This is a genomic window from Pedococcus sp. 5OH_020, assembly GCF_027812955.1.
In the GTDB taxonomy this organism is placed as follows: domain Bacteria; phylum Actinomycetota; class Actinomycetes; order Actinomycetales; family Dermatophilaceae; genus Pedococcus.
The window spans coordinates 86,639-104,087 of record NZ_JAPYZV010000012.1 but is presented as its reverse complement, the minus strand read 5'-3'; the positions used below and the strand labels follow the sequence as shown (position 1 = coordinate 104,087).

The window sequence follows — 17,449 nt, the reverse complement described above, 5'->3', positions numbered from 1 at the left end:
CTCGCCCGCGAAGTGTTCACCGCACTACGCGCCGACTACGCTCTCATCACCACTTGACGATCTATAGGAGCGTCCTCGGCCAGCTCCTTGAGCATGTCGATGTCCAGCGCCTGGTTGGCGACCAGCTTCTTCAGCCGCGCGTTCTCGGCCTCCAGCTCCTTGAGCCGCTTAGCCTCGCTGGCCTTCATCCCGCCGTACTGGGACCGCCAGCGGTTCCACGTCGCCTCGGAGATCTCCAAGGTGCGCAGCACCTCCGTCAGATCCGAGCCGTCATTGAGCAGCCGCTCGCCCTCCCGCAGCTTGCGGACCACCTGCTCGGGGGTGTGCCGGTGTCGCTTCATCGTGATCGTCCTCCTTGCCCACAGTGTGGGCTCTTGGACTCTCACAACGGGTGGACCACTCCGGAGGGGTCACGCCATCATCTCGATCGCGGTGCGGCAGAACTCCCACACGGCTAAGGCATGTCAAAAACGTTGACTTGCCGGAGTTGTTTCCGCCAGCAAGGAGCGTTATTCCAGTCGGTGGAGATCCACCGCCTCTTCTTTGAACTGCTTAAACCGGGGAAGCGTGACACGGCGGATCCCAGAGAGTCCCCAAGCATGTCAGCACTCCTACCCAGCCGTGTGGAAGCAGGCCGTATTCCATTCCGCACACATTAGACACAGCCGCTGACTGAAACGCGCGCCTCCATCGCCCACGGCGCCACGCCCCTACCTGGGCCTGCGGCAGGACGCCGTCGAAGTGGGCGAAGTGCCCCACGTCGGGGTCCTTGACCGGGCGCAGGGGCGCCGTTCCAGGGATTGGTCCTGGCGGCGGGGGAGCGGTACGCCGACAGCTGTTACCCCCCAGCGGCTTCATCGCCGATCTGCCAGCGCAGCGCCAAGTCCGAACTAAGGGACATTCGGCGTCGTCCGGGAGGACCTCACCGCGCAACACCAAGCCGCCCCTGGTTGACAGCCTCACGAGTTGGTTGCGAAGCCTAGTCCGAAGAAGACAACGAGACCCACAACCCAAAGCACGATCAACTGGGGGTCGGTGAAGTACTGACCGAGAGCAAACCACACAACCGCGGAGCAGGCTAGGAAGGAGACAATCCCTCCGAAGACTGTCTTCGTGGCAATGAAGAAGCTGCCCAAGCCGAGGAGAAACCCGAGCAACGACGCTACAGGAATGCCCCAGTCCATGCCAACATTGTGCCCTCTGCGCGCGGTTAGATGAAGCAGGGCTGACGTGGCCAAGTTCGCCGACGCAACCGGTTCGCTTCTCGACCGGCACCGCGTCCTTAGATGCCTGCTTCGCGAGCACAAGCCGGTACCTGTTCCCGCGCAGGAGTTGGCGGGTCAGCCAGATGAGCCCACGATGGTCGCGCGGGTGGACCAGTCGGGACTACATCGGAAGTCGGCCCGGTCGCTCGGCGGTGATCGTGGTTCCACAGCGGTACGGCCAGCCCTACCTCCGCACCTTTGCGGACGGTCAGTGGAACAACAACCTCCTCTCGCTCCCGCGCCTTAGCAGGAGGGACGTCTGCAGGCGGCGTTAAGACGCAAACTCGCCAGACCTGCACAGCTACTTCCCGACCGCAACTATGAAGCAGGCCCTAAGCAGCGGGTGAGGGCGTGACCTGTTCATTCCGATCGGCTCGGCGCCGTGCAAGTGTTCCGTTCATCGAGCCCCTTCAGCGTCTTGAATGAACCTCGAGAGCGCCTGCCGCCAAACCCGAAATTCGGAGTGGACCTCTACCAGGAGCTCATCGTGCCGCCAACGCTAGGGTCCCGCTGCCTACCCCCACGTGGGATGGGTTAGCAGGCCCCGCAACCCTGGATGGCGACTGTGCATCGTCGGGTGAAGTTCGCATGTCAGCGGCCGGTGTGTTGCCTTCACCACGATCGGGGCTCCCTCACCCACACCAGCCAAGGTAATCCAACGAGCCCCCCCGGCCGTACCGTCATGATCGCGATGTCGAGGAGCGGGGCCTCCGCAATCACGGTAGCCAACGGTGACTGCGGACGGCGTCATGAGGCGAGCGTGCCGATAGATGGGCAGTCTCGCGATTTCTCGCACTAAAGGGGGCGAAGTCGAACCATCCGGGATCCGAAAGGTGTAAGACTGCCGTGGCCACAACAGATGGGCGGGTCCGTGATCGCATACGAACGCTTCAAACTAGCGCTGTCTTCGGTAGAGGGGGCGCAGTGGCGTGCCTTTGAGGTGCTTGCCACAGTCTTCATGGCGGATCAGTACCCCTCCCTGCGACCCATGGCGTCCGCGAGCGGCGACGGCGGCCTCGACGCTCAGCTGTGGCAGCCGGATGACGACGTCGCTGTCGCCCTTCAATTCTCCGTTCGGAAGGACTGGGAGACGAAGATTGTCGAGACGTGCAAGCGTCTCCGGAGCACACATAAAGACGTCAAGATTCTCGTCTTCGCGTCCAACCAGGAAATTGGCCCTGCAGCCAACAAGTTGAAGAAGACTGTTCGATCCGAGTTCGGCGTCTATCTTGACGTACGCGACCGCGAATGGTTCTTGTCCAACAGAAATCACGGAGCTGCGTCGACTGCGGAAGCAGAGGAATTTGCAGCAAAGATCGTCGACCCCCTCCTTGGCGACGTGTCGTCAATGGGCCGACAGGCCCAGGCCCTCGATGATCTAGAGGCGAAGGCTGCGTTCGTATATTTGGGTCTGCAATGGGAGGACGACACGCGCGAGAAGGGACTGACAAAACTGTGCATGGAGGCCATGGTGAGGGCCGTCCTCCGCGACACGACATCCGAGCAGCGCATGCCTCGCCAGCAGATACACGAACAAATAAAAAAGCTTTTGCCTGCCCAAGACCGCAACTCGCGAGCCGCTCAGGTGGACGGCGCGCTGAAGCGGCTGTCGAAGGTGCATATTCGCCACTGGACAAAGGTCGATGAGTTCTGCCTGACCTGGGCCGAGCGAATACGCCTCCACGAGCGATTGGCAGAGATGGACGCCCTCGACGTCATTCTGCGTTCCGAACTTCGTACCGTTGTGCTGAGGGTTGCCAGCGAGGACGGCGTCGAGCTTGTTCAAGGGATGACTGATGAGGCAGTTGAACGGGCCAGAGGAGCTCTCGAGAGGGTGCTCTTGCAGCGTGGCGAGGCGTTCGCCGAAGCCGTCGTCAACGAGCGGGGCGCGAATCTTCGCTTCGATGAGGTGGAAGCTCTGGTCTACGCCGATCTGGCGACCAATGTCCCAAGGGTTGTGGTGGAGCCGCGCCTCGTGGTCGCCGCCTTGCTTCACGTCATGAGTGAGCCGTCAGAAGAAGTCAGGCGTTACCTGCGGAGTCTCGCGGACACATATACTTTGTTCGCTTTCATGCGGGAGACTCCCGACGTGCAGTCCGCCGTTGTGAAGATTTTCTCCGAGGGCGACATCTGGTTGGACACCACGGTCGTTCTACCACTAATGGCCGAAGATTTGCTCGACGAGTCTCACCGCGCCCATTCCGCAATGCTGATGGCGGCCAGGGAGGCCGGGCTGAATCTATTTGTCACTGACGGGGTGCTTGAGGAGCTGGCGTCCCACGTGCACCGGTCTCGAGGATACTTCCATTCGCAAGAGCACGGCAGCCCCTATGGGCGCACTCCGTTCCTGCTGGCTTGTTTCCGGCTCAGCGGCCGCCCTGGCGCTGACTTCGAGGCTTGGCTCGAGACATTCTGTGGGAAATCTAGGCCGGAAGATGACATCGCCGACTACCTGAGTGACTGTTTCGGCATCCGTGTGCAGAATTTGGCGGAATTTGCGGACTTGGGAGATCCAGTTCTGAGGGCCCAAATCAGTGAGATTTGGCACGAGGCGAGGGATGAGCGCGATCGAAGGGCTATTGCGGCTGGCGGTGTGGCGCTAGACGCGGGCACGCGCAGTAGGCTGGTTGCCCATGACGTAGAGAATTACTTGGGGACGCAAATGCGACGTGAATCAAAGCGGGAGCGTCGATCGGCCTTCGGTTTCAAGACTTGGTGGCTCACTCTTGATGGTGCCGCCTTTAGGGTTGCCAGAATTCTTGATGACAAGATGGAGGGAAAGCCCCTGCCAAGTCCAGCCATTAGTCCAGATTTCATGCTCCACTACCTCGCAATCGGACCAGTGAGGGCTCGCCTTTCGCGAAAGACCGAGGAAGCCCTCCCCTTGATGCTAAACATGTCAGTCCTTGACGCCGTCCCTCAGGACCTTCTTGATCTTTCGGACGCCCTGCGCAAGGAGTTGGCTGGACTGCCTGCCCATGTGGTGCGGCGAAAAATCCGCGACACTTTGGACGAGGCCAGACTGCTGCTGGGCGCCGCCGCTCGCTCGGGCGAGACTGGTCTTACCGAGGAGATCAAGTCCAGGCTCCTCGAAGAGGCCCGTTCCCGGTAACAGGTAATGAGCCCACCGGGAGCCTTCTGATGTGCCAGGTCCGGCATCGAGGGTCCGGCGGCGCAGGTACTCAGTAAGCGAACAGTCACGCGGGTCCGAGCTGACTTCCTGTTCGACCATGCCGACGTCGTGGAAGAGGACGGTCAGACTAGGAGCCCTCACGTCCAGGCCGTTTAGCCATCTCACACCCTCGGCCACAAGGATCTTCACCATTGGGCTCAGGACTGGAGATCGGGACCGCATCGGAGAACGGCGGCGAATGCGGCCTCACACATGGGCTTGTGGGCGCCGGTAACGGGCGGTAGGCGGCGTGGTGCGGCTAGCCCTATCTGGGCGGTGTGGGGCGCATCGCCGGACAGCAGGAGCGCCCGGCCACTGCGACCGCGCTGCCGTATCAACGGCGCTGCGTCTGCTGCGGACTCGGAGTCCGTGTTCCGGGCGTGCGGCGCTCTTGCGCCTGCGCGGCCCCGGAAGGTTGGTCCGCCGTTGGGCTCCGTGGGGCTGCCGCGATGTCGAGCGGTAGGGCGGCGACGAGTCGGTATCGCAGGTCCTGGGCGGGCAGGTCCGATAGCGGTTCGTTCTCAACGAGCCGTCGGACGGTGGCCGCCACGTCGTGGCCGTCCTGGTGGGCCAGCTGCATCATGGCGGCAAGGGCGGGCCAGTCTGCCTGGGAGGTCAGTCGAGGATCGATTTCCAATGCCAGCGCGGGCCAGCGGTCGACTGGCGTCGCCGGGGTGGCAGCCGACAGCCGAGCCTTAACGTCGGAGACCTCGTCGAGCCGGGCCTGTGTCGCGGCGCGCGGGTCGCGGTTCCACGCTTGGACGCTGGCTGCTAGGCGGGCTCGGGCTTGGGTTGGGGAGCACCGCAGCTGCGTGGCGATTGTGTCGAGGTGGGTGGTCCAGTGGTCTGCGGGCCTGGCCGCGAGGACCTGCACGGCGTCCTGCAGGGCAGCCGCGCCGGTCAGGTTGGTGAGCCGCTCCTCGAGGAGGAGGTCGCCGAGTGGCCGCGCGGTGGCCAGTGCTCGCTCAAGGGCGGGAGCGCCATCCCGGTTGAGCACGTCGGCCGGGTCCAGCCCGTCGGGGAAGGTGGTGGCGGCCGGGTCGAGGCCGTGCTGGGTGAGGAGCCAGTAGTCCCGTTCGGCGGCGACCCGTCCGGGCAGGTCCGCGTCGGTGGCGACGATGAGCGGGCGGCCGAGGCCGGCGATCTGGCTGGCCTGCTCGTCGGTGAGGGACGTACCCAGTGGGGCGATCCCCACATGGCGCCCGCCGGTGGCGAGGGTGACGGCCCACGCATCAAGAGGACCTTCGACGAGGACCAGCGTCGCGTCGGCCGGGTTCAGTTCGGGCACGATTCCGAACACCTGGGCACACCCTTGTGGAACAGGGCGGTGTCGGCGGTGTTGAGGTACTTGGGTCCGGCTTTGTCGTCGTCGCCCAGGTCAGGGTTTCGTCGGGCCACAAGCCCGAGCACCTGGCTCTCGTGCACGATTGGCATGACGGCGCGGTCGCGGAACCGGTCGATGAGCCGACCCGTGCGTGCGGGAGTGGCGACTCCCACCTGGGTCATCTCCTCGTCGGTGACACCGAGGCGGTGAAGGTGGGTGACCAGGTTGGTCCACCCGGCGGGGGCGTAGCCCGGCCGCAGGCCCGGCGTGCGCGCGGGATCCTGTCCAAGTCGTTGGGCCAGATACCCCTGCGCCCAGCTGCCTTCGTACTGGTCGCAGTAGAAGTCGAGCGCCAGCTGGTTCACCTCGAGCATCCGTGCCGCCGGCACAGGCGCGAAGTCGAGCTCCGCGGCACGGGCCACCTGCAGTTCGATCTCGGCGTCGCTGGGCCGCAGCGGCCGCATCACCGATCGCTCGAGGGCCGCCAGCTGCAGCCGCGCGTCGACGGTGAGCTCCGTCTGGTCGACCAAAGCCGGGTCCTCGAGCGCGGCGTCCAGCAGCTCCAGCGGCGTGTGTGCGGGTCCAGGGTAGACGTCGAGCGCGCCCAACGTCCCCTCCCACACCTCGGGTGCCATCGGGGGCCGCGCATCCAGGACCGGGTCGATGTCCCACATGTCGGCGGGGGCATCGTCGTCGGGGTGGGGGATGTCGAGCGCCTCATCCGAGGGGGGCGGGTCAGTCAGCACGGACAGGCGCCAGGCCATGGCCTGGGCGGGGTCGACGTCGCTCTCGTCGACGACAGCCACACCCAAGAGGTCCTCCAGGGACCATCCGCGCTGCAGGGCGTGGTCGACGGTGCTGACCAGCGCCGGCCACCAGCCGCTGGTCTGCAGCTGCTCGACACTGGCCGGCCCGATCTTGGTGGCCAGATCGGGTGCCCAGTCGGAGTGGAGGGTGTGCCCTCGGTCGATCTCTTGAGCCACGGCTGGGGCCACCTGCCGGCTCAGCCGCCACCAGAGTGCGGCGGCTGCGTGGTCGTCGGGCAGCGGGCCCTGACGTAGCGCGCTGGCCAGCATCTGTCGGGTGGGCAGGCCGGCGCGGGACATGGCGGCCAGTCGTTCGGCCAGCAGCGGGGCGAAGTCGTCGCGGGAAGCTGCCGGTGCGGTGCGGCGGAGAAGGTCGCCCCACTCCTGCAGGGCTGGGGTGCGGTCGCCTGTGACGGCGGTGTTCAGCCGCTGCTGCCACCGGGCCGGAGCTTTCTGTAGCTGGGGCGCGCCGGTGGGGCGCCGGTCTTCCTGGTCTACCTGCATGGCGGCGCGCCACACGGCGACGTCGCCGAGGGTGGCCGGTTTCGGGCGGGCTGCCCCTTGCCGGGCCCAGGCCGGCGTGGGCGTGGACAGGGCGCCGGCCCTGACCTGGGCGGCGAGGTCGCTGACCAGCTCGGCGCGCAGACGCAGGTAGGGGCCCCAGACGGGGTGCTCGGCCAGGTGAGGAGGGATCGCGGGGATCCACGGCAGGGGGCCGGGTCCGGCGTTGCGGAGACCGGTGTCATCCAGGCGCCAGTCCAGAACTGCGGCGCGGTCTGCGGCGCTGTCCAGCTCGCGACCGGCGGCGGCCCGGGCCAAGGCCTGTGCCGGGTCGGGCCCGGCGGCGGCGACCAGGATGAGATGGGCGCGCAGTGTGGGCCACGCGGCCTCGGCGGACAACCCAGGGGCGACCGTCTCCGCGGCCGACTCGAGGCCCTCCAGGGTGCCGCGGTCGAGCAGCTCCTCGGCTGCGACGTACAGCGCGTCGGTGTAGCGGGTCGCAGCCAGGCCGAGCTGCACCGAGGGGTCCGCGGCTTTCCTGGCCATGGTGGTTGCGGACAGCGGTGAGTCGTCCCGGGCCAGGACGCGCTCGAGCAGATTGGTCGCGGTGGGAGGGGCGATGCTGTCGGGGCGGATTGCATTGTGCGGATCCCCGTCGCTGACGACCTCCAGGTACACGTGGTTGGCCAGGCGGCCGCGGGTCAGCATCGTGTACAGCTGCTGGCGGGACTCACCCCCGGTGGCCAGCCCATGCACGGCGCCGACAGACACGCCTTGAGCGGTGTGCACCGTGGTGGCGTAACCCAGTTCGGTCGAGGTGGCCACGTAGTCGGCCGGGAGCTCGATCACCCGGCCGCTACGGGTGTGCTGCACCGTGAGAGACCCCGAACCAGTGGCCGCGGGGTCGACGTCCAGCACAGTCCAGCGGTCGCCGTTCTTGACCCAGTCCGACCCGCTGACCCGGAGCCGCCGCTCGTTGGCGCGCGTGATGACCAGGTCCCCGGCAGAGGCTTGGTTGCCGTCGGCGAGCGGCACGCTCGGCGCAGCTCCGGTGGGGCCGGCTGTCTGCTGGAGCCGGTAGTCGCGGGCCCGCTGGTTCAGGTCGGAGACTAGGTCGCGGGTGGGCGCCAGCATGATCGCGTCGAGTCCGGCCGCTCGGTCGGCCTGCCACGCATCGAAGACGTCATCGGTCATGGTGGCGAGATCGCCGACGTGGACGCGATCGTTGTCGAGGTAGAACCCGAGCGCGTCGACCAGGCCTTCACGCAGCGCCAGTGAGGCGGCTCCCTCGGCGGGGTCGGCGAACCGCATGAGCTCGGTGAGACGCAGGGCGCCGTAGGTGGCGTCGAGGTCGCGCAGAACCCCGCCGGCGCCGATGGCCGCGAGCTGTTGGTCATCGCCGATGAGGCGGACGCTGGCGCCTCGTGCGGTAATCCAGTCCACGGCTGCATCCAGGGAGAGGGTGTCGGCCATGCCTGCCTCGTCGATCACCACCAGCGTGGCGGGCCCGATCTGGGTGGCCCACTCGGGTAGATCGCCGTTGGCGAGGTGGTAGGTGAGCTTGGCGAGGGTGTCGGTGCGCACGGCCCCGTTCGTGTCGATTTGGTCGCGCAGGGCCGCGGCCGCTGCGGCCGACGGGGCGAGTCCGATGAGGGTCCCGCCGCCGTTCTCCCAGGCCCTGGCCAGCGCCCTCATCGCCGTGGTCTTGCCGGCTCCGGCGGGGGCGATTGCCAGCTGTAGACGTGCTCCGGAGGTGGCCATGCCGCGCACCAGGGCGACCTGCCCGGCGTTGAGGGTGACCCCGTTGGCGGCGGTCTCCAGCAGGGCCAGGTCGACGGCCTCGATGCCGACCGTCCGGCCATCCGTGTGTGCCGCCGCCTCGATGAGGCGTTGCTCCGCGGCGAGCACCCGGGCCGAGGTGTAGTGCCCGGCGCCGTGCACGGTGTACACGCTGGCGTCGTCGCGCCGACGTAGCTGCGCCGGTTCTTCGACCCCATCGCCATCGGGGGAGAGGCGGACGGAGTGCTGGCTGAGCGCCTCCTCGACCAGCAGGTCCACCACGCGGTGCGCGTCACCAACCGCCAGGTCGGCGGCCCGGGCCTGGCGCAGCGCCTCGGCCCGGACGTGCCACACCTGCCACGTGCTCCGGCGGGTCCCGAGGGTGGTCACGATCCGTTCCGCGGTGGATCTCATCCAGGCTGCGTCGACCCGGGTCGACACGGCGGTCGGCGGCGCCATCGCCCCCCGCACCAGGGAGGCGACGGCGGCCTCGTCGCCGAGGACCTCGACCGCCTGCTGGTGCCACGACTGCCGCTGCTCGGCCACGCTGCGCGGTTCGTGCTTAGCCTCGCGGGTCTCCAACGTCGCCTGCTGGGCCAGCTGGATCGACTCGACCTCGGTGGGCGGGCGCCCGTGGGCGGACTGGAACTGCTGCGCAAGCACGGCGCGCCGCGCCTCGATGCTGGCCCGGCGGGCCGACCAGTGTTCGTTCAGCCGAGGGTCGACCCCAACGACCTCACGCACGGGACGCTTGCGGGCATCGGGATTGGGTCGCTCCTCGAAGCGCAGCCCGAGGTCGGCGCGCAGGTGCTTCTCCAGGGAGGTGTTGTACTGCTCGGAGGCGGACACGTTGGCCTTGAACAGCACCCGTCCGTCGATGCTGAGCCACCGGCCGTCCTCGGTCTGAACCTTGTTCGCGACCGCGACGTGGGTGTGCAGGTCGGGGTCGCCGGCGCGGGAGTCACGGTGCGTGAAGGCGGTGGCCACCAGGCCCTGCACGTTGACCTGGCGGACCCCGTTGGTGCCCAGCCTGGTGTAGAGGGCATGCTCTTCCAGGAACGTCAGCGCATCCTTTACCGCCGCCTGGTGGGCCCGCTCGATGCGTGCTGCGGTGGCCGGATCCGCGACCGCCCACAAGGTGCTGACGCTCTTGACGGGGGAGAAGGTGAGGTCGTACCCGGTCACCGCCGTGGTGCGGGGCCGGGAGTTCTTGGCGATTATGGCGGCAATCTCCCGCGCGTCGGCGGGGTCCCGTCCGTGCTGGGCGCGGAACAACTCGACGGCGACCTCGGTCCGGATCCGGGCCCTCTCCTCGACCGACACCGCAGCCTCCCGGGCGGCGCTGCCGACCGCGCCTCGGCTGATGTTGAGCTCGGCGATGCGCTGGGCGACCTCCAGCCGGAACGCGGACACGTCGCGTGCGTACACCTTGTACGGGACCCCTAGCCGGGTGGCGGCCTGGTAGTCCCGATCCGTTAGATCGGGGCCCTGCAGCTGATCGCGGCGCTGTCGCGCGAGCGGGTGGTGACCGGAGCCGAACAGGGCCTGCATCTGCTCGGCGGTGACCACGTCGCCGGCCGCCAGGCCGTCGATACCGGCCATGCCGGAGCCGACCCACCGCCCCGGCGTCTCGCCCTTGGCGGCGTAGTAGCTGGCCAGGCCGGTGTGTCCCTTCTCGGTCACGTCCTGGGCCGCGACCTGGCGGGTCAGGTAGTCGTACCCGCTGCCGGCAGTCAGCTTGTGGATCGACATGGTCACACCCTCAGAAAGCCGGACGACCGCGCCTAATGGTCAGTGGTTGCGGGTTCAGCGACCTGGAATGCATGAGGTGTGTGGGACATGGCGGTGAGGGGTTTGGGCCGGGGGTACGTGGCCCTGGGGCGGTCGGGTGTCGGCGTCGGCTTGGGACAGGTGTCCACCGGCGGAGCAGTCCTGGGCGTTCGTGGGTGGCAGGTTTCCGTGATCAGAGAGGACGAGGCGATGAGTCAGACCCAGGACCGGCCGGTCAGCAAGCAGAGCGCTCGACAGTTGGCCCGACGGGCTGCGCTGGACGCACAGTCCAAGATGCGCGAGCAGCGGGTGGAGCGGGAGAGGCGGCTCAGTGGCCGTGGGGTCGAGGTCATGGTGGCGTTGGGGGAGCGGGACGAGATGGTGCGACGGTGCGAGCAGCGAGCGGGGGAGGCGCTGCACCAGATGACGGCCGTCGAGGGCCTCGGCTTGCACGAGGCGATCCAGTGGTGCGGGAAGGACCTGAGCCGTCGGGAGGCGGCGCGGCTGTGCGCGCTGGCCCGGGACGAGGTACCGCCGTCCCGGGCGGCGAGCGACGACTCCGGCGACTGAGGCACGCTCGTGGGTGCTCGGCGGTTGGACGAGGAAGGTCAGCCCTCCTCCACGCGGCGGTCGCGGATGCCGACACGGGTGGCCCCGGCGTGAGCGCATGATTGTGCGGGTCGCGGGGAGTGACTGCTGGTGGTGGACCGGGGCCATCAGCGGCAAGGGGCACGGCGGTTCTGGTTCGCGCCGGACCGCGTGATCATTGCGCATCGGTTCGGCTTCGCCCAGGTGCACGGCGTCGAGGCCTTGGCCGCAACCGAGGTGCTCGGGCACCGGTGCGACAACCCACTGTGCCACCGGGTGCACCCGGTGCACGTGGTCGCCTCGACCCCCGTCGAGAACCGGCGCGAGTAGGCCATCCGCCGGGCGCTGACTGGCTCCCCGGTGGGCGACCCTCGCTGCGCGCCGTCGAGCGCAGGGGCTGCGGGACCTGGCGCGCAAGGATCCGCAGCTAAGCACTCGCCGGCCGGCGACGGCCGGCCCGGGTTCAACAGGCACGACTCGCTTCGAGCGAGCACTGTGTCCGCGCTCGAGCAGGCGATCGTCAAGGACCGTCGGACCGGTGGCGTGGTGCTGAGCCGGTCGGCTGCCCAACCGGCCGGTCTGCAGCTGATGATGCTCGCTCGGCGGACTGGTCGGTTCCATCAGCCGGCAGAGCCGACCGAAGGTGATGGCGGTCTGCCGGCCGAGGAGACGTCGACGCCGCCGTCGTGGGCGATGTCCTCCACGGGCGGGTAGCCCAAGTGGCCGCTGTCATGGGCATCTCACCCGAGGGCGCCTGTGCCTACGCCCACGATGACCTGTCCGGCCCCCTGAGCAGGGCGCTCCGGGAGCATTCAGCGGCCATCGAGTCCGGCGAGGTCCTTGCTCACGACGGCCGGCGCGCCGACAGCCCGACGTTTGCGCCCCGCGCGTGCCCCGTCGTGCGCGCGGCGGCCTGCTCAAGCCAGGCTGAACGGCTCAGACGCTCCGAACCGGTTGGGTCGACCGGCATCGATCGCTCACCGTGGGCGGAACCTGGTCGGGCGCCATGGCGACCCGGCAGGATCTCCTGCCGGTGACGAAGTCGCAACACCGTTCGCTTCGAGGCGCCGACCGCCTCCGCGATCTCGCGGTCGGAGGACCCTCGCGTCGCGAGCCGGCGGATCGCTGCGACGCGCTCATTCTGAGTTAGTTGCAGATCGGTATCGCACCGTGTGCCGGCGGACCCGCTGGCCACCACCCGGTCGACCGCGACCGAGTCCACGGAGGCTTCCACCGGCTCGCCGTGCTGAGGCCTCGCCCGCGGGTCGTCGATCGTCTCGTCGTCCCACGCCAGTGGCGGGGGGTAGCCGCGGGCCGCAGCTCGGTCGCGAGCAGCCTGGGACGGGCCGAGGGTCATGCTCAGGCGGTCGTAGACGTCCCGCACCTGCCGCCAGCCCTCGACGCTGATCAGGTCGCGCGATCGCGTGACGAGCTGACCGGTGGGGACACCCTCGGCCTTGAGGTCCGCCTTACGCCACCCGAGGGCCATCAATGCCTGCACGCGGCGCACGGCGCCGACGCTGGGCACGCTCCCGGAGGCCCGGGCGTACATGTCGTTCAGCGTCAACGACGCGATCCGGGTCGCGGTCTGCCGCTGTACCTGTTCATGTCGGCCGTCGATGATGTAAGCGACTGCGGTGTCGCTCACGCCGCTGGCTCGCGCGATCGCCCGGACCGGAACGTGCGCATCGACGAGCTCTTGGAGCTTGGCTCGTGTGTCGGTTGCGGGGACGTAGCGCCTGCGGCCATAGGCCCGGTCACGGGCGTACCCGACTTCCCAGGCCTTGTTGTAGCTCATCGGTCGGTCCTGACGCGTTGGTGGCAGCGGCTATCCCGGCCGCGGCAACCAAAGCCGTGGAGGCGGCTACGGGTGGACAGCCAGGACGGCCGGTGGGGCTGTCCACCAGGGCGCAGGTCGATGTCTTTGGGTCGTGACGAGGCGCCACCGGGACGGCTTCCCTACTCCTTCACAGGCTGAGAGTCAGGGGCGTCGTTCCCGGCGGAACGGAGAGGAAGGGCGCGATGGTCGCGTTGAAGAGCGAATCGGTGCTGGAGCCGAGGGTTTTGGCGCGACTGCGACACCAGCGGGTGGCCTCGCTGGCTTCGGCCGAGGTGCTCCGACGAACCCGGCACCTCCGGGCGGCGCAGCGGCTGCTGGCCGCCGCCGAGGATCTCGCTGCAGAGATCGACTCCGTTGAGGCGGGCGGGGATCCGCGGCGGCGTGCCTGTCTGGTGTGCGGCTGTACGCAGGAGCGTGCCTGCCTCGGCGGGTGTGTCTGGGTTGTCGCTCCGACGGGCGTCGACCTGTGCAGCCGGTGCGCGGCGGTGGTTGATCCCAGGAACCCACCGGCAGGGTGTGCCGGCGACCTGAGGTCCGTCCTGGACCCGGACGGGGCGGGGCTGTGATGAATGCTGGCCGGCCGCCACGGGGGAGCAGCCCCAAGCCGCCCTGCGCGCCCCAAACTCACCCGGGGTCACAGCGATGAACCGGGTAGGAACGGTCCGCGCGGCCCTGCCACCCCAACTGCGTGACGGGCCGCAACTGTGACAGTGCTACGCCCGGGAGGCCACGACGGCCAACTTTGGCCGCTGCGCGGGGCCGGTCAGCGCATGGACCCGTTCGTGCACCTCCGGTGAGGTCGAGCAGCGCAGGAGGAAACGGGACAGGTCCTCAGCGAGGCCAGCCCGGCGCACCTGCTCGTCGCCGAACTCGCGAATTGTGGCGCCCCAGGCCCGCTCCCAGACGCTCACGAGGTAGGACAGCGCCCCCAGGAGGGCGATCACGGCGGCCACGAGCCACTGTCGCGCCGCTCCCGCCTGCACTCCGCCGACCATCGCCACGATGAACCGAGCTTTCCAGGCCCACCGCACCAGCGGGAACCATCGAAAAGCCCGCGACACGCCCTCGGCGAGTCCACGGATGGCCTGCCACGGCAGCGTCCAGAACTCCAGCGCCGGATCGGAACGCACGGCGCCGCTGCGCACGACGCCGGCACCGTGGCCGAGGACCGCGGCCGCCTGCTCGACGGGCAGTTGCCGGTCCCGGACCGCGGCCACCAGGCCGGCTGAGACCACGACGGTCCTGCGGCCCGCTCCCACGGCCGCGATCGGCACGACATCATCCCGCACTCGGAGTCGAAGCGCGCCCATGTCCACTCCGTGCTGGCACAACAGCGCCACGGCGGGTGCCAGCGCCGCAGCCTCGGCCGAGCTGAGGTCACGGGCACGAAACAGGATCCGGACCGCCGGCCCTTCGCCCGCGCCGAGCAGGAGCGCCATCATGGTGGCCAGACCTCCCACGAATAACGACAGCCCCACCGTGGCGGGCAGCACCGCGCCCACCATGAACGTCAGCATCATGCTGACCGCGACCGCGGGTCCGTACGCGAGCACCTTCCTTATCGTCGTCATCACCCTCACCTCCTGCCAGTGCCGAGGGGCACTAGTGCGAACACCTCGACTGCGGGCGGTGCTGACCTCCAGAGAGGCACCGGTGGCCATTAGGCCTACGAGAACAGTGTCGTTCCCACCCACGACACCCCGGGGGCGCCATGCACAGGGGCGGGAGGAGACCTGACGCGCCCAGGCGGGATCTGAGTGGATCGGGTCGCACACCGCTCACGAACCAAAGGGAGACAGCGATGATGAGCGCCGACCATCGCCCCACCGACCTGGACGCCGCGGACAGCCTGGTCGCCATTGCCCGACTGCTGGCGCGTGCCTCGGACATGGCCTGGGACCAGGCCGCTACCAATCCCGACCCGGTCCTGCGCTTCCTGGGACTGGGTCTGGACCTGGCCACGTCCCAAGCACTCGAGCTGCTGCCCGGCAGCACCGATACAGGCACCGACGCCGATGAGCCGGCACCGGTCGAGACCGACCCGCTGGAACTGCTGCGCGCCGCCGAAGAGCTCACCCGGTTGCACCCCATCGAGGATTCCCCGCCCGGAACGTCCCAGCTGATCGCCGCGATCTGCGACCTGCTCAACGAGCACGCGCCATGACAGGCAAGGACAAGCGCAGCGTCGGCGAACTCCTCCTCGAGTCCGACCACATAGCCAGGGCGATCCTGATGGACGTCGACGAGATGGACGCAGCGATGATGCTGCGCACCTGGGGCGAGGTCGTCCAGGCAGCCGGCGACCTCTGGCAGGCCCTGCCGCCGGTGACCCCTCCCCAGCCGCTCACTGGTGAGCACCTTCCCGACTCCGCAGACCTCGCGATCCAACAGCTTGCTGCGATGAGCGAAGCCATGCATCGCACCGGACGCGGGCGGGCTTGGCCAGGAGACGGGCCCGCAGACGAGCGCCTCTTGCGCATCGCGGAGAGCTTCGCCCGGGCAGCCGACCTGATCAGCAGGCACGCCACTCCTTCGCCACCACTCAGCGAGCCCGAACAGCGCGACCTGCAGGCCGCCAGGACCAGGATCATGCACACCCTCTACGTCGGCTCCCACGGGGTTGGCGTCGCCGTCGGCCGGCGGGCGCGCGAACTGGAGATGAAGATGGCCGCTCGGGGCGCTCTGACCACTGGGGACTCGCTTCGGCAAGCCCGCGCCGCCCATGCCCGGCTGACCGCGTTCGAGCAGCACGCCGGCGCCCTCATCTCCGGCACCTACCCGCGCGAACTGGCGGGGGAACACCGCGAGCCACCCGCCGCAAGCCGGCTCGCTCAAGCTTTGGCCAGCTGGGACGTCCAGGCTCACCGCACTCTGACTGACCGGGTCAACACCGCCGACCTCATGCTCACCGCCCGCACCCAATCCTTGGTCCTCACAGCCTGCAACACCCTGGCGCGCGCCGCCGCAGACTTCGGACAGCTCGACCGGCAGCAGTACATGACTCGTCTCTCCCCGGCTGTGGAGACAAGCCAAGAACGTTGGGAGACCATGGCCCGCCTCTGGAAAGACCTCACGCCACCACACTCACGCCGCGTCGAGACCGACCTCGCGCGGGCAGCACTTGAGACCCGGGCCGCGGTGCACGAACTCATCAGCGACGGCACAACCATCGCCCACGCCTCAGCCATCGCCCAAGGGACCGACCTGAGCCGGATCGGTCGACTCACCCAGCAGGTCCTGGCCACCAACGTCGACCTGGCGCACGCCACCCGCGACGCCGCCACTAACCCCGAACTGACCGGAGCCGCCCGTGCCGTCCACATGCTGGCGATTGCCACGCGGCGGCACGACCCACGAGACACCCAGACCATCGACGACAGCCCCGTCGTGTCCTGGGTCACGCCACGCGACCTCCTCAGCAACAGAGCCGTCCCCCTGCCCGACCACGTCCGCTCCGGGCTGACGGCGTCCGCCGGCAGCCTCGTCGACGCCAACATGACAGCCATGAGCGCTGCAGCGTCCCTGGACCATGTGTCCGCGCAGGATAGCCAGACCAGGCAGAACGGTGAACCAAGCGCGCGTCGTGGTCCGCCTCTACAAGACCGAAGGCTGAACACCATGTCGACCGGCCGTCCCGCCTCGCGCTGCGAGAGATGACACTTGTAGCGGGTCAAGCTGTTTGGTCCCGAACGACGCGCCAAGTCGGCCGTTGGAATCGCCCTGCCGTGCAGCGAGCCGGTGGCGTGCACACCTCCGAGGGGCAGATCGGGGACGTTCGAAACGTCGGCTGCCAGACGAAGGAATACGCACTGCCTGACCCGCGGTGTTGCTGGTGGCCCGGGGCGGGGTCGAACCGCCGACCTTCCGCATTTCAGGCATAAGCATATGCGCAGGTCAGAGAATACTTTTCGGTGGGCGTGCTACATCTCGTGCAACATCTCTTCCATACCCGCACCGCGGGGTACGCGCTTGCCACGCTGGCGGTCGAGCGCGGTGGACATCACCATTCGACCCGAGGGCGACGACACACCCACTTGGGTACTTCGACCCCGCAAGTGACAGTTGGAAGACTGCGTCCGGGACGTACAAGGTCTTCGTGGGCGGATCCGAACGGTCGACACCACTGCAAGCGACGTTGAGTGTCCGCTGACCGCTGAAGGCAGAGCAAGGGTGCGGGGCCGGTTAAGGCCCCGCCCTTGGCATGGCACCGCGCCCCGATGCCCACTGCGTGGACCGGTTCCAGAGCGCCACCCCAGGTGGTGACCGCTCGCCTCCATCGCGGTACCCATCAAGGCCACAACGTGCTGGCGGCCGAGCGTCGGACCTCAAGGGGCTTCGCCTGCAGCCCCCGCGTCGCCACAATGAGACTCCGCCCGCAGCGAGCGAACAACGTGAAAGGACCTG

12 protein-coding genes and 1 pseudogene are annotated in these 17,449 nt (G+C 68.3%); 7 read left to right on the top strand and 6 right to left on the bottom strand.

Going from position 1 to position 17,449, the window contains the following annotated elements:
- Nucleotides 1-80 precede the first annotated feature (80 nt).
- Both PHA84_RS18910 and PHA84_RS18905 read right to left on the bottom strand, forming a co-directional pair.
- Nucleotides 81-341 (bottom strand): annotated as a pseudogene (locus tag PHA84_RS18910) (transposase); the annotation flags it as partial.
- 618 nt (nucleotides 342-959) lie between these two features.
- On the bottom strand, nucleotides 960-1,184 hold the full coding sequence (locus PHA84_RS18905) for a hypothetical protein (protein WP_270889698.1): 225 nt from the start codon (nucleotides 1,182-1,184) through the stop codon (nucleotides 960-962).
- 164 nt (nucleotides 1,185-1,348) lie between these two features.
- On the opposite strand from PHA84_RS18905, the gene PHA84_RS20875 reads away from it, so the two are divergent.
- The gene (locus PHA84_RS20875; RefSeq protein ID WP_442952937.1) at nucleotides 1,349-1,540 is read left to right on the top strand and encodes a DUF3892 domain-containing protein; all 192 of its coding nucleotides are present in this window, start codon (nucleotides 1,349-1,351) and stop codon (nucleotides 1,538-1,540) included.
- A 596-nt stretch (nucleotides 1,541-2,136) separates the two neighbouring features.
- Nucleotides 2,137-4,377 (top strand): hypothetical protein, encoded by a 2,241-nt coding sequence (locus PHA84_RS18900; protein ID WP_270889697.1) that lies wholly within the window; start codon nucleotides 2,137-2,139, stop codon nucleotides 4,375-4,377.
- Between the two features lie 394 nt (nucleotides 4,378-4,771).
- Here PHA84_RS18900 and PHA84_RS18895 read toward each other — a convergent pair whose 3' ends face one another.
- On the bottom strand, nucleotides 4,772-5,725 hold the full coding sequence (locus PHA84_RS18895) for a toprim domain-containing protein (protein ID WP_270889696.1): 954 nt from the start codon (nucleotides 5,723-5,725) through the stop codon (nucleotides 4,772-4,774).
- On the bottom strand, nucleotides 5,713-10,599 hold the full coding sequence (gene mobF / locus PHA84_RS18890; protein WP_270889695.1) for a MobF family relaxase: 4,887 nt from the start codon (nucleotides 10,597-10,599) through the stop codon (nucleotides 5,713-5,715). The genes PHA84_RS18895 and mobF overlap by 13 nt, the downstream gene beginning before the upstream one ends.
- Nucleotides 10,600-10,827: 228 nt before the next feature.
- On the opposite strand from mobF, the gene PHA84_RS18885 reads away from it, so the two are divergent.
- The 3 genes from PHA84_RS18885 (at nucleotide 10,828) to PHA84_RS18875 (ending at nucleotide 11,919) form a co-directional block, all read left to right on the top strand.
- Entirely contained in the window at nucleotides 10,828-11,187 is a 360-nt protein-coding gene (locus PHA84_RS18885; RefSeq protein WP_270889694.1) for a hypothetical protein, read from the top strand.
- 132 nt (nucleotides 11,188-11,319) lie between these two features.
- A complete protein-coding gene (locus PHA84_RS18880; protein ID WP_270889693.1) occupies nucleotides 11,320-11,535 on the top strand; it encodes a hypothetical protein in 216 nt (71 codons plus the stop codon).
- A 165-nt stretch (nucleotides 11,536-11,700) separates the two neighbouring features.
- Nucleotides 11,701-11,919, top strand: a complete 219-nt coding sequence (locus PHA84_RS18875; protein WP_270889692.1) for a hypothetical protein — start codon at nucleotides 11,701-11,703, stop codon at nucleotides 11,917-11,919.
- 130 nt (nucleotides 11,920-12,049) lie between these two features.
- Here the strand turns inward: PHA84_RS18875 and PHA84_RS18870 are convergent, their stop codons facing one another.
- Together PHA84_RS18870 and PHA84_RS18865 are read right to left on the bottom strand one after the other, a co-directional pair.
- Nucleotides 12,050-13,003, bottom strand: a complete 954-nt coding sequence (locus PHA84_RS18870; RefSeq protein WP_270889691.1) for a helix-turn-helix domain-containing protein — start codon at nucleotides 13,001-13,003, stop codon at nucleotides 12,050-12,052.
- A 755-nt stretch (nucleotides 13,004-13,758) separates the two neighbouring features.
- Nucleotides 13,759-14,616 carry a hypothetical protein gene (locus PHA84_RS18865; RefSeq protein WP_270889690.1) on the bottom strand — a complete coding sequence of 286 codons (858 nt, stop codon included), beginning with the start codon at nucleotides 14,614-14,616 and terminating at the stop codon, nucleotides 13,759-13,761.
- A 230-nt stretch (nucleotides 14,617-14,846) separates the two neighbouring features.
- Here PHA84_RS18865 and PHA84_RS18860 point away from each other — a divergent pair, with 230 nt between their 5' ends.
- The gene (locus tag PHA84_RS18860) at nucleotides 14,847-15,209 is read left to right on the top strand and encodes a hypothetical protein (RefSeq protein WP_270889689.1); all 363 of its coding nucleotides are present in this window, start codon (nucleotides 14,847-14,849) and stop codon (nucleotides 15,207-15,209) included.
- A complete protein-coding gene (locus tag PHA84_RS18855; protein WP_270889688.1) occupies nucleotides 15,206-16,702 on the top strand; it encodes a hypothetical protein in 1,497 nt (498 codons plus the stop codon). The genes PHA84_RS18860 and PHA84_RS18855 overlap by 4 nt, the downstream gene beginning before the upstream one ends.
- Nucleotides 16,703-17,449 lie beyond the last annotated feature (747 nt).

Coding starts and splice junctions, on each gene's coding strand:
- mobF (WP_270889695.1), bottom strand. CDS start 10,599: ATGTCGATCCACAAGCTGACTGCCGGCAGCGGGTACGACTACCTGACC.
- PHA84_RS18855 (WP_270889688.1), top strand. CDS start 15,206: ATGACAGGCAAGGACAAGCGCAGCGTCGGCGAACTCCTCCTCGAGTCC.
- PHA84_RS18905 (WP_270889698.1), bottom strand. CDS start 1,184: ATGGACTGGGGCATTCCTGTAGCGTCGTTGCTCGGGTTTCTCCTCGGC.
- PHA84_RS18865 (WP_270889690.1), bottom strand. CDS start 14,616: ATGACGACGATAAGGAAGGTGCTCGCGTACGGACCCGCGGTCGCGGTC.
- PHA84_RS18860 (WP_270889689.1), top strand. CDS start 14,847: ATGATGAGCGCCGACCATCGCCCCACCGACCTGGACGCCGCGGACAGC.
- PHA84_RS18885 (WP_270889694.1), top strand. CDS start 10,828: ATGAGTCAGACCCAGGACCGGCCGGTCAGCAAGCAGAGCGCTCGACAG.
- PHA84_RS20875 (WP_442952937.1), top strand. CDS start 1,349: ATGAGCCCACGATGGTCGCGCGGGTGGACCAGTCGGGACTACATCGGA.
- PHA84_RS18870 (WP_270889691.1), bottom strand. CDS start 13,003: ATGAGCTACAACAAGGCCTGGGAAGTCGGGTACGCCCGTGACCGGGCC.